Origin of the sequence: Parabacteroides sp. AM17-47, assembly GCF_003434625.1 — a bacterium.
Lineage (GTDB): Bacteria > Bacteroidota > Bacteroidia > Bacteroidales > Tannerellaceae > Parabacteroides > Parabacteroides distasonis.
This window is the reverse complement of record NZ_QTLI01000040.1, coordinates 1,115-20,287: the sequence shown is the minus strand read 5'-3', so window position 1 is coordinate 20,287 and position 19,173 is coordinate 1,115. Positions and strand designations below refer to the sequence as shown.

Genomic DNA, 19,173 nt, shown 5'->3' with positions numbered 1-19,173 from the left:
ATGAAAATCACGGACGAGTTTCTGGTGAAGGGGTATTACCGTAACTATGACGGCATGCACCTTCTGAAACACGCCCTGCACAACACCTGTCCCGACATGATGAAGTCCATCGGCAGGGACGAGCATGGCAACGACATCAAGGTGCGCGACAGCGAGGGAATACAGCTCGCCAACGCCAAGATTGACGAGATACGAAACGGCTTCTCCGAATGGCTCGAAGAGCAGTCGCCACAGTTCAAGGAGCGGCTGACGACGATGTATAACCGCAAGTTCAACTGTTTCGTGCGCCCGAAGTATGACGGCTCGCATCAGACTTTTCCCGACCTCAATCTGAAAGGGCTGGCAAGCCGGGGCATCAGGAGCGTCTATCCCTCGCAGATGGATTGCGTCTGGATGCTGAAACAGAACGGCGGCGGAATTTGTGACCACGAGGTTGGAACCGGCAAGACGCTGATAATGTGCATCGCCGCGCATGAAATGAAGCGTCTGAACTTGGCGCACAAGCCGATGATTATCGGGCTGAAAGCCAATGTTGCGGAGATTGCCGCCACCTATCAAGCGGCATATCCCAACGCGAGGATTCTGTACGCTTCGGAGAAAGACTTTTCGACCGCCAACCGCGTGCGTTTCTTCAACAACATCAAGAACAACGACTACGATTGTGTCATTATGTCGCACGACCAGTTCGGCAAGATACCGCAGTCGCCGGAGTTGCAGCAGCGCATCCTGCAAGCGGAGCTTGACACGGTGGAGGAAAACCTCGAAGTGCTGCGCCAGCAGGGAAAGAACGTATCGCGGGCGATGCTGAAAGGTCTGGAGAAGCGCAAGCATAACCTTGAAGCGAAATTGGAGAAGGTGGAACACGCCATAAAGTCACGCACGGACGACGTGGTGGACTTCAAGCAGATGGGCATCGACCACATTTTCATTGATGAATCGCACCAGTTCAAGAATCTGACTTTCAACACGCGCCACGACCGTGTGGCGGGATTGGGGAACAGCGAGGGAAGCCAGAAGGCACTGAACATGCTCTTTGCTATCCGCACCATACAGGAGCGCACGGGCAAGGACTTGGGGGCGACCTTCCTCTCCGGCACGACTATCAGCAACTCGCTGACTGAGCTGTACCTGCTGTTCAAGTACCTGCGCCCGAAGGAGCTGGAACGGCAGGACATTCGATGTTTTGATGCGTGGTCGGCGATATTTGCCAAGAAGACAACGGATTTTGAGTTCAACGTGACGAACAACGTGGTGCAGAAGGAGCGTTTCCGCTACTTCATCAAAGTGCCGGAGCTTGCCGCCTTCTATAATGAAATCACGGACTACCGCACGGCGGAGGATGTGGGCGTGGACCGTCCCAACAAAAACGAGATACTGCACCACATACCGCCCACGCCGGAGCAGGAGGACTTCATACAGAAGCTGATGCAATTCGCCAAGACGGGCGACGCCACCCTGTTGGGCAGACTGCCGCTTTCGGAAACGGAGGAAAAGGCGAAGATGCTTATCGCCACGGACTATGCCCGGAAAAGATTCAATAAATTTATATCTTTCAGATAATCAATAGAATAAGAATGAATAAAGGATAAATGGGTTACGATTTGGAAACGAGCAAGTTTCTTACCCTTTCTTTATTCTGCATTACTTCAAAGAGCACTTAAATTGATAATGCAAAGATAATATTTTCTGATGAAAACAGTGTATTTTTAGAGAAATAAACTGTAGATACACCTTAAAATATTCACATCTAATTCTATTGGCACTTATTTATTCAAGTTTTAGTGTTGTTATTATGCTATCAAAAAGGCTCATAATTAATCATTTTGATGTGTAAAATGAGAAAAGAGTTCTGTCGGTGATGGTACAAAAGGTAAAGATGCAAAAAGAGAATGCGTCAAAACTAAAATAGGGGCTGCCCGGTAATACTAATTGTAACTGTTAAATATAAAAGAGCCATATCAAACGCTGCATTCAAGTGCTGATATGACTCTTTCCTCTTTTCATTGTCTTTAAGAGAGGTTTAGTTTTAGATTGTAAGACTGTGACAGTAATATCTTAGTTTTGACACATCTGCGATATTATGAAAAGTATTCATTAAATCAGGCACTCTTTTATAATCTCATCACTTATTCCTTTTTCCTTAAGACGTTTGGCGATTTCTCTCTTATAATTGACCTGTTCGTGAAAATGGAAAATCATTTTCATCATTGACAATCTTACCTACCTGTGTTGCGCCATGGAGAAAGGCGATGCCGCAGGACGGCTGATGATTCAGCTGAACAATCTCAAAAAGAGATATGCGCTCTCTATCCTTGTCCTGGCACATACGCCCAAACGCTCTTTGGATTGTCCCATCACATCCAACGACCTTGCCGGAAGCAAACGGCTCTACAATTTCTTTGACAGCGTGTTCACCATTGGAAAAAGTGCCCAAGACGGAGGGCTTCGCTATGTGAAGCAGCTTAAAGTGCGCTATGGCACGTTCTCTCATGATGCGGATAATGTAATCGTTTACGAGATTGACAAGGTGGATGCTTTCTTGCAGTTCGTGTTCAGGGGCTATTCCACGGAAAAGGAACACTTGAAAAAATTGGGCGACAATGAATCAAGCCAAAGGGATTGCCAAATTCTGCAACTCTCCCAATCGGGCAAGTCCGTCAGGGAGATAGCCTCACAGGTGAATTGTGGCAAGTCCACCGTAAACCGTATCATCCAGCGCAGCAAAGAGAGTAAAAACGCAGGTGTCCCAAGTGTCCCACTGTCCCAACCCTTAGAGTGTGGGACAATGGGACAGGATGGGACAGCCGACAATCAACCATCAAAAACGGACTAAGCTATGGGCAATTATTCATTACAGAAGTATAAAGGAACGGCAACACGGCATACCTGCCCCAAATGCGGAGACAGGCATTCTTTCGTCTATTACGTGGACGAAAATAATGTGCCGTTGCATCCATCGGTCGGCAGATGTAACCACGAAAGCGGTTGTGGGTATCACTACACTCCGAAAGAGTATTTTCAAGAGCATCCTGAACACAGAACTACCAATGATTTCTCTTTTGACAGGCAAAGAGCAGAGCAGAAGAAAGTGAAGCAGCAAAGTAAGCCGACAGCCATCGGCTATATTCCCCCTCACTATGTGGAGAAGTCGCAAAGCGAGCGTAGCAATTTCTTCCGTTTCCTCTTCACACTCCTTACTTCCTACTATGGCGACAAGGCGAAAGAGGTGTTGAAGCGGTTGTTGGAGGAATACCGTTTGGGGGCTACCCGTGACGGCTCTGTTATCTTTTGGCAGATAGACAGGACGGGCAAGGTACGCACGGGAAAGGTGATGCAGTACAATCCCGAAGACGGACACCGTATCAAGGGAGGACAGACATCGGCAGTGAACTGGATACACAGCATATTGAAAAAGCAGCGTGTGTTGGCAGAGGATTGGCAACTATCCCAATGCCTTTTCGGGGAACACTTGTTGAAAACGCATCCCGACAAGGTGGTGGTCTTGGTGGAATCCGAGAAGAGTGCCGTTATCGGTTCTGCTATCTTCCCCGATTATGTATGGCTGGCTACGGGTGGTAAGAGTCAGATGAGAGAAGAGAAACTCCGTGTACTGTCAGGGCGAACCGTGCTTCTCTTTCCCGATGCCGATGCTTATGCCGAGTGGAAACAGCGAGCCGAGAGCATGTACTTTTGTAAGGTGGTGGTTTCGGACATCATCGAAAGGAATGCCACCCCGAAACAAAAAGAAGCCCATATCGACATAGCCGATTGGATTATCTTTCAGATACGGGAGGGCAAGGTGATGAGTACAGCCAACCACTTGGTCGAGGCTGAGAGAATCCTCCAGCGGATGATAGAGAAGAATCCCGTCCTGCAAAAACTGATAGACGATTTAGACCTTGTGCTGGTCGGTGCATCTCCAATCGGCAACGATGATGAAAAACCTCCCTGACGGAGGAGAGCGGAAGCCGTAGGCTGGAGTTTGCAGACAATGGCTTGCCATTGATATAGCCCACTATAACTACACGCTCCGCTTACGTAGTTGTGGGCTCTCCCGAGGGGATTAGGGTTTTACCCTAATGACCCACTCAGGGCGTTTCTCCCCTGAGAACCCAGAGCAAAGAGTGACCCTCTCTTTGCAATCTCCGCTTATGGGTTGCACCCCTAAGAACCCCATGCGTTTACGGACAGCGGAAAAGCAAACAATAAAGTACAAACCCAAAAAACAAGTATCTATGGCAACAAAATCAAGCATACATATCAAGCCCTGCAATATCGCATCGAGTGAGGCTCACAACAGGAGGACTGCCGAATACATGCGCCACATCGGAGAGTCCAGAACCTATGTGGTTCCAGAACTCTCCACCGATAATGAGCAGTGGATAAATCCCGACTTCGGCAGTCCGGATTTGCGGATGCATTATGACAATATCAGACAGATGGTAAAGGAAAAGACCGGACGTGCCATGCAGGAAAAGGAGCGTGAACGCAAAGGCAAGAACGGTAAAATAGTCAAGATTGCGGGATGCTCCCCCATACGTGAAGGAGTGCTGCTTGTCAGGTCGGACACCACACTGGCAGACGTGCGTAAATTCGGTGAGGAGTGTCAAAGACGCTGGGGAATCACACCGCTGCAAATCTTCCTGCACAAGGATGAAGGGCATTGGCTGAACGGTCAGCCGGAAGCGGAAGACAGGGAAAGCTTCAAAGTCGGGGACAGATGGTTCAAGCCGAACTATCATGCCCATATCGTTTTCGACTGGATGAACCACGAAACAGGAAAGAGCCGAAAGCTCAATGACGATGACATGATGCAGATGCAGACCCTTGCATCCGACATCCTGCTGATGGAACGCGGGCAGTCAAAGGCTGTCACTGGTAAGGAGCATCTGGAACGGAACGACTTTATCATTGAGAAGCAGAAAGCTGAACTGCAACGCATGGATGCAGCCAAACGGCACAAAGAAGAACAGATAAATCTTGCCGAGCAGGAACTGAAACAGGTGAAATCAGAAATACGCACTGACAAGTTAAAGAAGACAGCCACCACGGCAGCGACAGCCATAACTAGTGGAGTTGCTTCTCTTTTCGGGAGTGGAAAACTGAAAGAACTGGAACGTGCCAACGAAAAACTGCAAGACGAGGTTTCAAAACGGAACACCAATATTGAAAAATTGCAGAGCCAAGTACAGCAGATGCAGAAACAGCATGATACGCAAATCCACAATCTCAGAGAAATGCACAGGCAGGAACTTGACATGAAAGAAAAAGAACTGTCACGGCTCGCCAGAATCATAGACAAGGCTTTCAGGTGGTTTCCGATGTTCAGGGAAATGCTGCGCATGGAAAAGTTTTGTGCCATGCTGGGATTCTCTAAAGAAATGACTGAAAGTCTTATAGTCAAAAAAGAAGCCCTGAAATGTAGCGGTAAAATCTATTCCGAGCAACACAGGCGGAACTTTGATATAAAGGATGATATTTTAAGGGTGGAAAATGACCCTGACGATGAAAGCAGGCTGAACCTGACAATAAACAGGAAGCCGATTGCCGACTGGTTCAGGGAGCAATGGCACAGGCTTAGATATGGAGCAAGAGTGCCGCAACAGGAAGAAAGAAAAAGTAGAGGATTCAAATTATAATAGAAGCAATTTGATTAGTAATCTAAAAGCACTCCGATAACGATTAGAGTGCTTTTAGATTGTTTATCATTAATTATCAAAGCAAGTGCAGTTTAAGATTTTACTGAAGTTTGCATTAATAAAGAATATACTACAGCTGATATATGCGCAACATATTGTGACGCTTGTGATTCATTTCCCTTGAAATCCTTAACAAATACCGCTAAGGTATAACTGATATTATTAGGCAGACATATATAGGCAACATCATTGTGAGCTGCAAGAACACCATTTTCATTAACATCACCTGAACCTGTCTTATGCGCTATAACAACCCCTTCTTTATCAAGAAGTGGAGCTGCTATCCTATCTACACCTGTTTTGCATTCTTTTAACATATTCTTAATGAAACTTTGTTTCTCATCATCGATAAGACCTTCAGTAAACAAACGATTCATCAACATTGCAGCACCAAGAGGAGATGTATAGTTAGAGTAAGCCTTGTTATGGTCAGCCGACATTTCCTCTTCCGTATAAGCTATCTGAAAACTTGAACGAGGAATGAGTGTGGCTATAAAACTATCTGTTTGAGCGACATTAACCATATCCTTAAACATAAGGTTGCTTGCATTGTTGTCACTCTGAGTAAGAGTATAACGCAGCAAATCTCTCACTGTCAATGATATGACTGGCCCTGAATAATCTTTCAGCATAGGACTCCAAGTCTTTGGGTCAAGTTTATCCCTATTTATATTTACTAAGGTATCAAGTGAAATTCCTTTATTGTCAAAGTCATTACAAAGAGCTAATGCCTGATGAACCTTAAACACACTCATCATAGGATAAACACTCTTATTATTGACCTTAACCGTATCTCTGTTATTAACAATAACCGCCACACCAATTTCGCCAGGACAAGCTGAGACAATTTGAGAAATGCTATCAGTCAAAACATTTGTTAAAGGAGGATTTGCGCTATCTTTTGTCGCTGATTTATGGAACAATGAAAATACCAAGATGAAAATGCAAACTAAAGCTATACTCAAAACTACGATTTGTTTTTTTCTGTTTTTTTCCATGTTTATATTATTTATATTTGTTTGACGAGAATATCTTTATTTGCCGACAAATTTACATAAAAATCTCGATTTATAAGCCAGTGTAGATAAAAAACTGAAAAGAAATCTCCCCACACAGTTCCTTCGAGATTGAAAAATGTCAAGACCACTACCTTCTTTCGCCTATTATCGTGCTCTTACGTCACATTTTTGTATCTTTGGGGTGATAAATTCATGTCTAACCCAAAATATTGAGGCTTATGAGAACGGTATGTGGCCTTGACGTGCACAAAGATAGTGTTTATCTTTGTATTTTGAGTAGCACAGGCGAAATTTACGAGAAGAAATTTGGTGTTTTAACTACAGAACTAATTGAAATGCGTGATTTGATGCTCTCACATCACGTTTTAGAAGTCGGTATGGAAAGCACAAGTGTGTATTGGGTTCCTATTTGGCGAGTTCTTGAGCCACATTTCAAGTTGAAACTCATCAACCCTTATTTCATTAAACAATTGCCTGGTCACAAGAGTGATGTAAAGGATGCACAATGGATTGCAGAGTGCATGCTAAAGGAATTGGTAAACGGTAGTTTTGTTCCTCCAGAACGCATCCAACAGTTGCGTCAGTACGACCGGCGCATTTATGATCTCGATGATGAGATTATCCGCAAACTTGCCAAGTTGGACGCAGCCGTTCAGCGGTGTAACATCCGTCTGAGCAACTATGTATCTAACACGGACAGTGTGAGCTACAAGGCAGTGATAGATAAAATCTGCGAAGGAGTTACTGACCCCAATGTGCTCGTGGAGGAAATCCACGGACGTATTATCAATCACCATGGAAAGGAAACTATAATCGCTTCGCTTACTGGCAGCATTACAGAATGTGACATAGACATCATGCGGCAGCTCAAGGCAGAAATAGACTTAGCAGAGCAACACAAACAGGAGTGTATGGACAAGATGCTGGCCATTTGCGAAAATGAGTATTCGACACAGTTGCACAATTTACAGACAATTCCAGGAGTGAAGATGAGGGCCGCCACATCATTGATTGCAGAAATCGGTACCGACATGAGTCACTTTGAAACAGCCAACCATCTCGCTTCCTGGAGTGGACTGAAGCCACGCAATGATCAGTCGAACAAAACTATTAAATCACGCCGCATCACTTATGGGAACCGATACCTTCGACGAACCATCATACAATGCTCATGGGGTGCAAGTCGCACCAAGAATTGTTTTTTTAGCCGATTCTCCTACCACCAGACACAAGTCAGAAAGAAAAACAGAATGAAAGTTCAAGTAGCAATAGCAAGGAAAATGCTTATTTGTGCATGGCACATCTTGAAGGACGGTGTATCCTATAAGGATTTCAACAACATAATCGAAGCATCCGTAACAAATGGATGACGCAATATACCAGTCATGGGAAGGCTACTACCTTTGTGATGGCATATGACCTCGTCATGATAAATTAACCAACGATATGACTGGCGATGGAACCCAGTGTGAGCGTTAAGCTCGAAGAGGAAAGTATCATTTTTCATGCAGGTCAGCAAATGACTTGCATAGTCTCGGTATGTACTATAATAAGCATAGCCTTTGGTTTAAGTTACTTCTGTGACGATTTCTTTTCGGTTTTATAGAGGAAGGGCAACGACAACGCATCCTTATTGCAAGGGTAGTCTATAAGAATCCAATGTTCGTCTTCTTGGATGAAGCGACCAATGCCCTCGATGCCAACAATGAACGAGCCATTACAGAAAACCTCTCGGATTTCTACAAGGGAAAAACAGTTGTAGTAGTGGCACACCGCCTTTCCACTGTTCGCGATGCCGACCAAATTGTAGTTTTGGATGAAGGTAAAATTGTAGAGGTAGGTACACACGAGGAACTGACAGCCAAACGTGGTAAATATTTTGCCTTAGTAAAGAATCAATTAGAACTTGGCAACTAATATGAAAGAAGAAAAGAAACCAGAACGGAACTTTGAACTGCGTAGCGAAAAAGTTCGTAGTATCGTGGGACAGATACCCTCCTCGCTTATCCGTTATGGCATTACCGCCATCGGAATGGTGTTGCTCTGCCTTTTTGCTGTAGCCTATTACCTGCCCTATAAACAAGTATATTCGGGTACGGCTACCATACACAAAACGACAACTACACCAGTGGACAGCACGAATATAACCATCTTGCTTAAGTTTGAGAACAAACGCCCAGACAAAGTGAAGGGACAAATGATTTGTCTGCAATCTCCATATAGAACGTTTGTAGGACAGATACAAGACCTTTCTTCTGTCCGTGACACATTGGAGCGCCAGGAAGCACTATGCCGTTTCAAGTCAGCCGACATAAAAACTGTAGAAAACCAAACGGTGGATTTCCAGATAACTCGAACATCGGGCAATCTGCTGCAAAAAATGCTTGGGGACATCTAATTCCATCACACATTCCTTATCTCTCTCGATAGTTAATGGTTAAACTCACCGTCTGTTCTTGTAAGGCGGTGAGTTCTTTTGTCAGATGGATAAGCTCCTGCAACAGGGTTTGTGTTGTTGTTCCCCTCCCGGTGATGTGGAGAAAGCGCACCACCTGATTGTAGTTTATGCCAATTTTATGTACTTGAGCTGTGAGTTCGGAGAGCTTGCGGTAATACTCCACGGCAGACTTATCCACCGTTATCACCTTGAAATGCTCTCCTAATAACCTTGCACGCACAAACTCGGACTTGGACATTGCGCCTGACTTGTGATAGAGGTCTATCACTCGTATTTGGTCTTTCGGATCTGGTAAACGGACGTGCCAATCGTCCCACTTATCGGGCATATTACCATACTTTTTCGCTACTCTTTTCCTTGATTTATCGCTTGCCATATTCTCTTATTTTTGTTCTTCTAATCACGACTTTGGAGTGATTTAATCCCCCTTCGGGGCAAGGGTCTTTGTGGTACAAATGGCAGTTTGTGTCACAAAGACACACCTTGCTGATGTAGAAAATGGAATTATAAGCCCATACCGTGTTACTGCATTCACTGAATACAGTAACTCGGCGTAGGCTTGCATTCGAGGAATGCAGTACTTCAGAGTTTCCGCCATCTTTCCACATCATCTTTGTATTGGTCGAGATGTTCTCGAAGCACCTGCTCCACATATCCTGAAACGCTTGCTCCCTGCTCACCGATTTTCCTCACCACGAAGTCCAACTTTCGTTGAGTTTCCTCTGATACATACACAGCTTTGCGGTGGCTGTTGCGAAAGGGCTGGAGATATCTCCCCTGAAACTCGGATAATTGCTTCCTGTCCTTTGTTTTTCCCATTCGTTGATGATTCTCTTCGGTAGAAGTAGCCCTTTCCGTTGGTGACAACTCTGTTTCTTGATAGGACGGTTGAGAATAGTCCTTGTGACTCTCCTTGTCATTTTGTTCCTCAACTTTAACAGGCTCAAATCTTTTCTTTTCCTCTTCATAATCTATGGGCTGATCAAAATCGGGCAACTCTTCGGGCTTGCGGAGCTTAACGCCATAATTGCCCATATCTCGAAGGGCTTGTTCCAGACGTTGTTTCCTTTGTTCATCTATTCTTGCCATAATTTCTTGGGTATTGCGTTATAATGCCTTTCAAGCATTGTTTGTATGTCGCTTTGTTTGTAAAGTATCTTCCCTCCGATTTTGTAGAAAGGAAGTGTTCCTGCATTTCTGTACTCTTGGAGCGTGCGTGTGCTGAGCCGTAATTGGCTGCAAACCTCCTCGCCAGTGAGGTAAACCTCTCCGCCCAGCATCGGACGGGCGGTAGCGCAATACCGCTCCAATTTCTTCAATATTCCTTCCATCAGTTGTGAAAACAACTGCATCTGAGGGTCTTCCTGCGTAATGATTTCATTCTCTGACATAATTCATTCATTGTTTGCGTTCAGTAACTCCGTGATGTCGCTCTCCTTGTAATAGCACTTGTGTCCAATCATTGAGAAAGGGATTTTTCCCGTATCTCTGTATGATTGCAGGGTACGCTTGCTGATGCCCAAACGCTTGCACACGGCTTCGTTGTCGAGCCATTCGTCCGTTTCGGGCGGATTGCCGATGAGCTTCTCTACACGATGGATAAAGTCTGCAAATTCGGAGTGGTGTCGCTCCCACGCTTTGCGGTCGATGATAATGAGTTTCATTGCCTTGATTTTGTTTTGATTACTTTATTGTTACTCGGCAAACAAGCTGTTATGCAGTCCATTGCCGTACTTGTCGAGTGCAAAAGTAAACCCTCGGAAGCACCGCTGCAAGAAATGAGGATAAGCAGGGAAATAGAGAGAAAACAAGAGAAAAGACCAAAGGATATCCATCAGTGTTATTGCGGTAATGAGAAGAGGTGCCGGTTCGTTTCATATCAACGAAAATGAAAGCAGGTAACTCGCGAGAGTTCGACAATTCGACATATCGATTGTCCGATAGTTCGATAAATAGATAGTTCGAACGATAGACCGTTTGGATGAACGTAAGAATTATCTATCTCTCTGTGGTTAGATAGATAAATCGTCCGTACGATTGACAGGTAGAATGCTTATTTCATCGCTTGCGTCCAAAGAGCCTGAGTATGCCGTATTCGTTCGGGCATTTCTCTTTGGCGGTCAGCCTACTTTCGCAAGGTTGGAGCGAAAAATACAACCGTACAAAAAAAATAAGCTTGAATGAAAACGGCCTTGACAGATAGAAGAGAAAAGCCCTGCGGTGGAGATTTTTCGCTCCATCAGCAGGACTTGACCTTGCAAGAAAGTGAAGGCAACTGCCATATCTTTGCCCGACCGATTACGGCTTCAGGGGCTTTGCATAAGGCTGTTTATAAAGTGTAAACAAACGTTTTATCTGTCCGTCTGACCTACTGTCGGCAGATTATTGCTCTCGCTGAGCAGCACTATCGTGCCTGTGAGTTCGGTATAAAGACGGTCGTATTGCTCGTCAGAAGCAAATGTGTCCGTCAAACCGAATTGGTCGAATGTGGCTTGAATAGCCTTGTTCGACAACAGTATAGGTGCGAGTCTTTCGGGAAGTGGCATTGGCAGTTCCTTTTCAAACTCATCCTCCAATACAGATACAAGCGTGTCATACTTGGAAAAGTACAAGCCCTGATACAAGACTTCGCTTGCCATGCTCTCCGCTTCGGGATGTGTGAAACCCTGCGCCAGGGCATCACAGTAAGTTGTGAGAGCCATATCTGCCCGTGCATTGATAAACTCCGTATCTTGCAATCTTTCGGGGTGATGCTCACTTATGTAACTTCTTAATTTCAATCGAAAGTAAGAAAGTTCCTGTTTGTTGTTCTCTTTCATAATAGTTTGGTTTTCAATCGTGAATAATAAATGTTTGGCAATTACTTCCTTTTTATCCTTGTTGCTGCACTGCACTCTGCCTTGCGATTGACTCACAATAGCCTTCAAAGGCTGAATGCTCTCTATCGGTGAGTGCAGTCATATCCTCTTGTATCTTGTGGTCGGTTATCTTTCCGTAGATTTGTGTCGTACCTATATTGCTGTGTCCGAGCATTTTGCTGAGCGTTTCCATCGAAATACCATTGGAAAGGCAAATCGTGGTTGAGAATGTGTGGCGAGCCATGTGAAAGGTCAAGCCCTTATCTATCCAGCATATCTGCCCGATGTTCACACACGCAAAGGATGCTTTCCTTATTGTAAGATTGGGGAATATTAAATCGTCCGCTTTCTTATCCTTGATATAGAGCGAAAGGATTTGCTTGGCAATGGGCAGGAGTGGGATAATCGCTTCCACATTGGTTTTCTGCCTTTTGATGCGGATTTCCTCTGTGCCGTCTGCATTATGGATGATGTGTTTTGGTTTGAGCCGTTGCATGTCCACACGAGCCAGTCCTGTGAAGGCGCAGAAAAGGAATAGTTGCCTTGCTCTCTCGAACTGCTTGTCAATAATGGGCGTTTGTAATACCCGTTGCAGTTCCTCGGTTGTGAGATACCTGCGTGTTCGGTGTGGTAGTTCCGCCTTGTAGTCCGCAAAAGGGTCGATGCGGATATACTTCTTCTGCTGACCGATGCCGATGAGTTTTCTAAGGAAGATGACCGCTACCTGAATAGTGGCAAGAGAAAGGTTGCGCTCTGATTTAAGGTAGAAGTCCATCCCTTCGATAAAACCATAGTCAAGCGATGAGTAGCGAATATCCTCTAGCCCCAAGCGTTCACGCAAATAAGCCTCAATGAGTTGTGTGGCATAGATGTAGTTGGCAAAGGTCGGCTTGGCTACCGTTATTCCTACGCAAGGACGCTTTTCCTCTATGAAAAGTCGTGCTTCCTCCATAAGAAAACCTTTGGGCTTGTCTTCTTCCATGAGTTCACGCTTCAACAACTCAGCGGTAATATAGCCACGTTGCCAGACTAATTCTTGATACTTCGCTTTGGCTTGGTCCTCTTTGCTTTGTAAATAGCGGTTGATTTCCTTTGTTTCTTCATCTGTTCCCTTGCATCGTCCCTTACGACTGTCCCAAAGTTCGGGAGCGATTTCCTTTCCCGTGCTGTACTGTACTTGTTCTCCGTCTATGGTGATGCGTCCCATAATCGGGCATTTGCCGTTCTTCTTCTCTTTGGAACGGTTGATATAAAAGAGCGTCTTAAATGTACTTCGTGCCATGATGTCAAAATCTTAAGGTGAATGTATCTTGTATGCGTTGTTGCACTTCCTGCATGTCCCGATGGATTCTCTCGGAGGAAACAGCTGCATATACCTGTGTTGTTCTCAAATTTGTGTGTCCGAGCATACGGCTCACCGTTTCGATAGGTACACCTGCCGAGAGTGTGATAAGCGAAGCAAAGGTGTGGCGAGCCATGTGGAAGGTTAGTGGGCTTTCCATGCCGATGTTTCTCTGTATGTAGTGCATGCCATTGAGAATAATGTCAGTAGTAGGGACATCAAATACAAAGCCTGCACGCTTTCCCCTGTACCGCTCTATTATCGCCCAAGCAGGAGGAAGTACTTGTACACGATATGGTGTCTTGGTTTTTATTCGCCTGCCCTTGATGCAGAGTTCGCCTTCTTCCAAGACAATGTTTTCCTCTCTCAGATTGCGGACATCGGAGATGGCAAGCCCTGAAAAGCAAGAAAAGACGAACAAATCACGGACAATACGATAGTTCTCCCATTTAATCTCCAAGTCGATGATGCGCTCAAGTTCTTCCTGCGTAATACTTCGAGGTTCACCCTTTGGTCGCTCGTAACTGTAGCCCAAGAACGGATAAAAGTCCAGCACACCTTTCTTCACCGCCATGCGGACGATGGTCTGCAAGGTGGATAAGGCACTCGATATGCTGCTGCGTTTCAGTCTGCGGTCGATGGTAAGATAATACTCAAAACCCTCGATAAAGGCTTTGTCCAACTGTGAAAGGGGAATGTCTCTTACCTTGTGCTTCTTTTGTACATACTCACGGAGCAGGGAGAACTGGTAGGTACGGAGTTTGAATGTCTTTAAAGCTCTATCAATGCCTATACGCTCCTTTGTCTGTGTGAGATACTCCCCGAAACTCTCCAAGAGCAAGGCTTGGTGGTAGATTTGTCCTTGATAGGCATCCCTCACGTCTGTGGCGGTGAAAGTTTCTTTCCTTTCACTGAGTTCGTGAAAGCGTGTGTGGATGAGTGCGGTGCATTCACCGAGTTTCTGATTGACGGACACCGCCATTGCACTCTTGCCGATAAGCCTTTGCTTGCGGCTGTTCCAAAGAGCGAGCGGAGTTTTGCACTTGGTGGAGAAGCCTGAATGGGTTCTGCCTACTGAGATGCGCCCGATGACAGGCACAAGTCCTTTCTTGTCGGTTCGTTTCGCCTGAACGAAGAACGATACTTTCAGTTTGTTTTCCTTCATTTTTCTGTCGTTTTTTCTAAATTTCCTTTGCTTGCAAAGGTACAGATAAACAAGTATTCCCCAGCGATGCAGAAAAATGAAAGATGATGAATAAAAACCTATGACACAGTTGTTTACATTCAATTTGTAACCCCTTTTTGCTTTTTCCCTGATGGGTTACGATTTGGTAACGGAACTCCTGCCGTTTGATGCTCGTTTTCGCTTACCATCAAAATAGCAGAGGAATGCTAAATAGTACTATTTCAAATAGTTACATTCCCTATAACTCCTCCTGTTTCCCTTAATTCTTAATGACTGATTATGCCCGGAAGATGGCACTCGACATGCGCATGATAGACCCGCATTACGAAGACCACCCCGACAACAAGGCGAGCCACTGTGCCAAAATAATCGCGGAGTATTATCAAAAATACGACGCGCAGAAAGGCACGCAGTTCGTTTTCTCTGACTTGGGGACTTACCAGCCGGGCGATGGGTGGAACGTCTATTCGGAAATCAAGCGCAAACTGACGGAGGACTACGGCATACCGCCAAGCGAGGTGCGCTTCATTCAGGAGTGCAAGACCGACAAGGCTCGGAAGGCGGTGATAGATGCCATGAACGCCGGGACGGTGCGTGTGCTGTTCGGCTCCACCTCCATGCTCGGAACGGGTGTGAACGCACAGAAACGGTGTGTGGCAATTCATCATCTTGATACGCCGTGGGTGCGACATGAAGTCGCATAGATAATTGTTAGAATGATACTTTCAAGTATCAGCTTTAACCCGTTGTTCCGTCAACGGTAGCCTACCACCGATGCACCTTAATGTTGTATTAAGCGGTTGGGACAAAGTACACTTTCGTAAGACAAGACAGAACCGTGAGGGGAAGTCAAGTATGGTTAGTATCATACCATAGAGTGGCAAGGCTGGATAGTATGGTTAGCGTAAGCGAACTGTTAGTTAAACTTCGTAATGTCGTAAATGAGTGTAAGATACTGGTACACTCTGCCCAAAATGGGATGCGGTCGGTTAATCCTCTCCATGGTAGGATTACACGGATATAAGCACCGCCGGAGGATGAGACAGAACCTAACCTATCCGTTAGTTATCTATGTGAAACATGGTAAGCCTGTATATCTCCTGTCATGTAAACGCGGCAGGTAAGCTGACAGCAATGGAAGCTGAATGGTGTGCAGGTATAAGATAACAGAAAAAGCGAATGTCGCTCTGTAATGGAGTGAATAGGGTTTGAGCCACCTACCACGTGATGGAAGGGACAACATCAACCTACCACGAAAGTGGGCAGACTTCTGTGACAGTATTCGGGAGGCAATTAACTCGAATATCGTCAAATGGTGATTCTTTACAATTAACTTTTAGAACTTTTCAAAGGAGGAAAGCAAATGAACGAAAACAAAACATCGTGTGCGCCTGCTGACAATCAGCTAACGTCTTGGGACAGTATTGACTGGGTCAAGGCAGAACTGTCTGTTAGAAAGCTACAAGCACGTATTGTAAAGGCTCAGAAGGAAAGCAAACACAATAAGGTAAAAGCCTTACAGTGGACGCTGACCCACTCTTTTTACGCAAAAGCCTTAGCTGTAAAGAGGGTTACTTCTAACGGAGGTGGAAATACCCCCGGGGTTGACATGGAAACATGGGAGAAACCCGAAGCAAAAACGCAAGCAATAATTCAACTCAAACGCAGAGGCTATCAGCCAAAGCCACTGAGAAGAGTACACATCAAAAAGAGTAATGGTAAACTGCGCCCGTTGGGAATACCAACGTTGAAAGACAGGGCTATGCAGGCACTTTATCTTATGGCATTAGAACCAGTGGCTGAAACCACTGCCGATATTCGTTCATATGGCTTCCGCAAAGAGCGCCGTTGCATGGATGCGGTACAGCAATGTCATAACATTCTCCGAAAAGGCTATTCCCCAGAATGGATTTTGGAGGGTGACATAAAAGGATGCTTCGACCATATCAGCCACAAATGGCTACTTGCCAATATCCCTATGGATAAGGCGATGCTCCATAAATGGCTCAAATGTGGCTATGTCTTCAACAAACAGATGTTCCCGACCGAGGAGGGGACACCGCAAGGCGGCATAATCTCTCCGACGCTTGCCAATATGACGTTGGACGGTTTGCAGAAAGTTCTTGCAGATAAGTACAAGAGAAGAACCATAAAAGGAAAACATTATTCCCCAATGGTGAACCTTGTACGATATGCGGATGATTTTATCATCACCTGTGAGAACCGTGAGACGCTTGAAAACGAAATCAAACCATTAGTGGCTGACTTTATGGCTGAAAGAGGATTATCACTTTCAGAGGAAAAGACGGTAATAACCAATGTACGTGACGGTTTCGATTTTCTTGGGTTCAATATCCGCAAATACGGCAAGGAAATATTGACCAAGCCAACCATGAAAGCAGAGAAACGCTTTATGGAGAATATTCGTAAGGTAATCAAAGGCAACAAAGGTTGTAAGCAGGAATCATTAATCAGAATGTTGAACGCTAAAATCCGAGGTTGGGGAGCCTATTATCAACATGGTGCGACACGTGATTCATTTCACAGAATTGACCATCAGATATTCCTCGCCCTATGGCAATGGGCTAAACGTCGCCACTCCAAGAAAGGGAAACGGTGGATTAAAGACCGCTATTGGCATAACATCCGAGGAAACAACTGGACTTTTGCGGCTAAATTTAAAAAATCAAACGGCAAAGAAGATCAACTCACATTGTTGACGCTTACTTCGTCATTCCATTTCCTGCAATATACACAAATAAAAGGGGATATGAATCCGTTTGATGCAAATTGCCGCTTGTACTTCCACAAAAGAGTGAAGTCAAAAATGCTTGTAACGCTGAAAGGACGTAAATCCCTGCTTTACCTATGGGAAAAGCAAGGAAGAAGATGTCCGATATGTGGTGAACCTATTAATACGCATAAGGCATGGAATGTGATGCCAACCGTTCAAAGTGGGCGGAAGTGTAATTTGTTAGTTCATGATGAATGTTTCAAACTATCCCGTAAATCTAATGACAACAAGAAGTAGTATGAGCCGGTCTCTATACATGAACAGAGACTTAGAAAAGCTTGAGCCGTATGAGGGGAAACTCTCATGTACGGTTCTGAGGGGGGAAGAGAGCAGTAATGCTCTTGACCTACCCGATCGACCGTCCGACCTGCAACAGCGTGACGGACGGGGAGTTAGAGCAGGCAACGAGATAGCCAAGCATTTCGCCGGGAACAACGTGGACGTAATAATCTACGCGGTGGAAAAATCACTGGACAGTTACAAGTTCAACCTCCTGCACTGCAAGCAGACTTTCATCAGCCAGCTTAAAAGCGGTGCTATGGAAGCGCGTACCATCGACGAGGGGGCAATGGACGAGAAATCGGGCATGAACTTCTCGGAATATATGGCGTTGCTATCCGGCAACACCGACCTGCTGGACAAGGCGAAACTGGAAAAACGTATCGCCTCGCTCGAAGGGGAACGCAAGTCGTTCAACAAGGGCAAGCGTGATTCGGAGTTCAAGCTGGAATCGAAGACCCGCGAGCTGGGCAACAACACAGCTTTCATAGATGCCATGACGGAGGACTGGAACCGCTTCCTCTCTGTGGTGCAGACCGACAAGGAGGGCAATCACCTTAATATAATAAAGGTGGACGGAGTGGATTCCGCCGATGAGAAAGTCATCGGAAAGCGTTTGCAGGAGATAGCCAAGAATGCCACGACCGGAGGGTTGTACACGCAGGTTGGAGAGTTTTACGGTTTCCCGATAAAGGTGGTCAGCGAAAGGATACTCAAAGAGGGATTGGAGTTTACCGACAACCGCTTCGTGGTCGAGGGGAACTACAAGTACACCTACAACAACGGGCATCTGGCGCTGGCTGACCCGTTGGCCGCCGCCCGCAACTTCCTCAACGCGATTGAGAGAATCCCCTCCATCATCGACCAGTATAAAGCGAAGAATGAGGTCTTGGAACGTGAGATACCGCAGTTGCAGGAGATAGCAGGCAAGGTGTGGAAGAAGGAGGAAGAACTGAAACAGTTGAAGTCCGAACTTGCCGCCCTTGACCGCAAGATACAGCTGGAACTTGCGCCGCCTACACCCGAAATCACCGAAAAGGAGCATGAAGGGCAACAGGTCAAACCGGAAGCGAAAGGTGTGCGAAACGGTATCAGGCAATATCCCGAAGATACATCACCGCAAATACGCAATCCATCGGAAAGTATTATCGCCAATCACACCATAACTGGGCATCCGGGGCTGTATGCCAAGGAGGAAACCCGGTCCAAAGGATTGAAAATATAACCTTAGGAATTTTATCTGAAGTATTAATAAGGGCTATCCCAAAAGGTCTAAAAGTAAATTTTATCCTTTCTGCAAGTATCTGTAGGATGGCAACTGCATTTTTTTTCTTTTTGGGCAGCCCTTATTAAAATTTATTCTTATTTTAGGTTATATACATTCATGTCCATTTATGTAAAAAATCCTGCTGACCTTGTTTATGTCTTGTCAGTCACCATTTGCAAAACCATATTTGACCCTCAAAGAGGCTGAATTTGATAAGCAACTTGCTACATACTCATAATAAGGAGCTAAATAGAACACGAATGGGAAATAC

Annotated in this window: 16 protein-coding genes and 3 pseudogenes; 11 read left to right on the top strand and 8 right to left on the bottom strand. The window is 45.4% G+C overall.

Going from position 1 to position 19,173, the window contains the following annotated elements; all coding sequences use genetic code 11:
* From DW205_RS21195 to DW205_RS21175, 4 genes and pseudogenes are all read left to right on the top strand, one after another.
* Positions 1-1,560, top strand: a pseudogene (locus tag DW205_RS21195) (DNA methylase); the annotation flags it as partial.
* Positions 1,561-2,197: 637 nt separating this feature from the next.
* A pseudogene (locus tag DW205_RS21185) lies at positions 2,198-2,833 on the top strand (helix-turn-helix domain-containing protein); the annotation flags it as partial.
* 3 nt (positions 2,834-2,836) lie between these two features.
* A complete protein-coding gene (locus tag DW205_RS21180; protein ID WP_004292742.1) occupies positions 2,837-3,952 on the top strand; it encodes a DUF6371 domain-containing protein in 1,116 nt (371 codons plus the stop codon).
* A gap of 283 nt (positions 3,953-4,235) precedes the next feature.
* Positions 4,236-5,639 (top strand): hypothetical protein, encoded by a 1,404-nt coding sequence (locus DW205_RS21175; protein ID WP_004339684.1) that lies wholly within the window; start codon positions 4,236-4,238, stop codon positions 5,637-5,639.
* A 92-nt stretch (positions 5,640-5,731) separates the two neighbouring features.
* Here DW205_RS21175 and DW205_RS21170 read toward each other — a convergent pair whose 3' ends face one another.
* Positions 5,732-6,697 carry a CfxA family broad-spectrum class A beta-lactamase gene (locus tag DW205_RS21170; RefSeq protein WP_121963160.1) on the bottom strand — a complete coding sequence of 322 codons (966 nt, stop codon included), beginning with the start codon at positions 6,695-6,697 and terminating at the stop codon, positions 5,732-5,734.
* Between the two features lie 239 nt (positions 6,698-6,936).
* Between DW205_RS21170 and DW205_RS21165 the strand changes: the two genes are divergently transcribed.
* The 3 genes and pseudogenes from DW205_RS21165 (at position 6,937) to DW205_RS21155 (ending at position 9,116) form a co-directional block, all read left to right on the top strand.
* Complete coding sequence (locus DW205_RS21165; RefSeq protein ID WP_121963159.1) at positions 6,937-8,088, top strand: IS110 family transposase; 1,152 nt, start codon at positions 6,937-6,939, stop codon at positions 8,086-8,088.
* Between the two features lie 232 nt (positions 8,089-8,320).
* Positions 8,321-8,635 (top strand): annotated as a pseudogene (locus DW205_RS21160) (peptidase domain-containing ABC transporter); the annotation flags it as partial.
* 1 nt (position 8,636) lies between these two features.
* A complete protein-coding gene (locus DW205_RS21155; protein WP_121963158.1) occupies positions 8,637-9,116 on the top strand; it encodes a hypothetical protein in 480 nt (159 codons plus the stop codon).
* Positions 9,117-9,132: 16 nt separating this feature from the next.
* On the opposite strand, the gene DW205_RS21150 is transcribed toward DW205_RS21155, so the two are convergent.
* The 4 genes from DW205_RS21150 to DW205_RS21130 form a co-directional block, all read right to left on the bottom strand.
* A complete protein-coding gene (locus tag DW205_RS21150; protein WP_121963157.1) occupies positions 9,133-9,552 on the bottom strand; it encodes a hypothetical protein in 420 nt (139 codons plus the stop codon).
* A gap of 206 nt (positions 9,553-9,758) precedes the next feature.
* Positions 9,759-10,265, bottom strand: coding sequence for a DUF3408 domain-containing protein (locus DW205_RS21140; RefSeq protein ID WP_121963156.1), 507 nt, complete (start codon positions 10,263-10,265; stop codon positions 9,759-9,761).
* On the bottom strand, positions 10,253-10,567 hold the full coding sequence (locus tag DW205_RS21135; protein WP_121963155.1) for a helix-turn-helix domain-containing protein: 315 nt from the start codon (positions 10,565-10,567) through the stop codon (positions 10,253-10,255). The genes DW205_RS21140 and DW205_RS21135 overlap by 13 nt, the downstream gene beginning before the upstream one ends.
* Before the next feature lie 3 nt (positions 10,568-10,570).
* Complete coding sequence (locus DW205_RS21130; protein WP_106070072.1) at positions 10,571-10,840, bottom strand: helix-turn-helix domain-containing protein; 270 nt, start codon at positions 10,838-10,840, stop codon at positions 10,571-10,573.
* 516 nt (positions 10,841-11,356) lie between these two features.
* Between DW205_RS21130 and DW205_RS22180 the strand changes: the two genes are divergently transcribed.
* Positions 11,357-11,518 (top strand): hypothetical protein, encoded by a 162-nt coding sequence (locus DW205_RS22180; RefSeq protein ID WP_158557040.1) that lies wholly within the window; start codon positions 11,357-11,359, stop codon positions 11,516-11,518.
* Positions 11,519-11,527: 9 nt separating this feature from the next.
* On the opposite strand, the gene DW205_RS21125 is transcribed toward DW205_RS22180, so the two are convergent.
* Genes DW205_RS21125 through DW205_RS21115 form a run of 3 tightly spaced genes read right to left on the bottom strand, consistent with a single transcriptional unit; the run spans position 11,528 to position 14,541 of the window.
* Entirely contained in the window at positions 11,528-11,995 is a 468-nt protein-coding gene (locus DW205_RS21125) for a DUF1896 domain-containing protein (protein ID WP_121963154.1), read from the bottom strand.
* 52 nt (positions 11,996-12,047) lie between these two features.
* Positions 12,048-13,316, bottom strand: coding sequence for a site-specific integrase (locus DW205_RS21120; RefSeq protein ID WP_106070070.1), 1,269 nt, complete (start codon positions 13,314-13,316; stop codon positions 12,048-12,050).
* Positions 13,317-13,320: 4 nt separating this feature from the next.
* Positions 13,321-14,541 carry a site-specific integrase gene (locus tag DW205_RS21115; RefSeq protein ID WP_121963153.1) on the bottom strand — a complete coding sequence of 407 codons (1,221 nt, stop codon included), beginning with the start codon at positions 14,539-14,541 and terminating at the stop codon, positions 13,321-13,323.
* Between the two features lie 332 nt (positions 14,542-14,873).
* Between DW205_RS21115 and DW205_RS21110 the strand changes: the two genes are divergently transcribed.
* The 3 genes from DW205_RS21110 to DW205_RS21100 all read left to right on the top strand — a co-directional run bounded on the left by DW205_RS21110 (position 14,874) and on the right by DW205_RS21100 (position 18,860).
* Positions 14,874-15,266: a hypothetical protein gene (locus DW205_RS21110; RefSeq protein ID WP_370016585.1), complete on the top strand. Its 393-nt coding sequence runs from the start codon at positions 14,874-14,876 to the stop codon at positions 15,264-15,266.
* A gap of 659 nt (positions 15,267-15,925) precedes the next feature.
* Positions 15,926-17,593 (top strand): group II intron reverse transcriptase/maturase, encoded by a 1,668-nt coding sequence (gene ltrA, locus DW205_RS21105; protein WP_005802296.1) that lies wholly within the window; start codon positions 15,926-15,928, stop codon positions 17,591-17,593.
* A gap of 1 nt (position 17,594) precedes the next feature.
* Positions 17,595-18,860, top strand: a complete 1,266-nt coding sequence (locus DW205_RS21100) for a DNA methylase (RefSeq protein ID WP_121963151.1) — start codon at positions 17,595-17,597, stop codon at positions 18,858-18,860.
* Positions 18,861-19,173 lie beyond the last annotated feature (313 nt).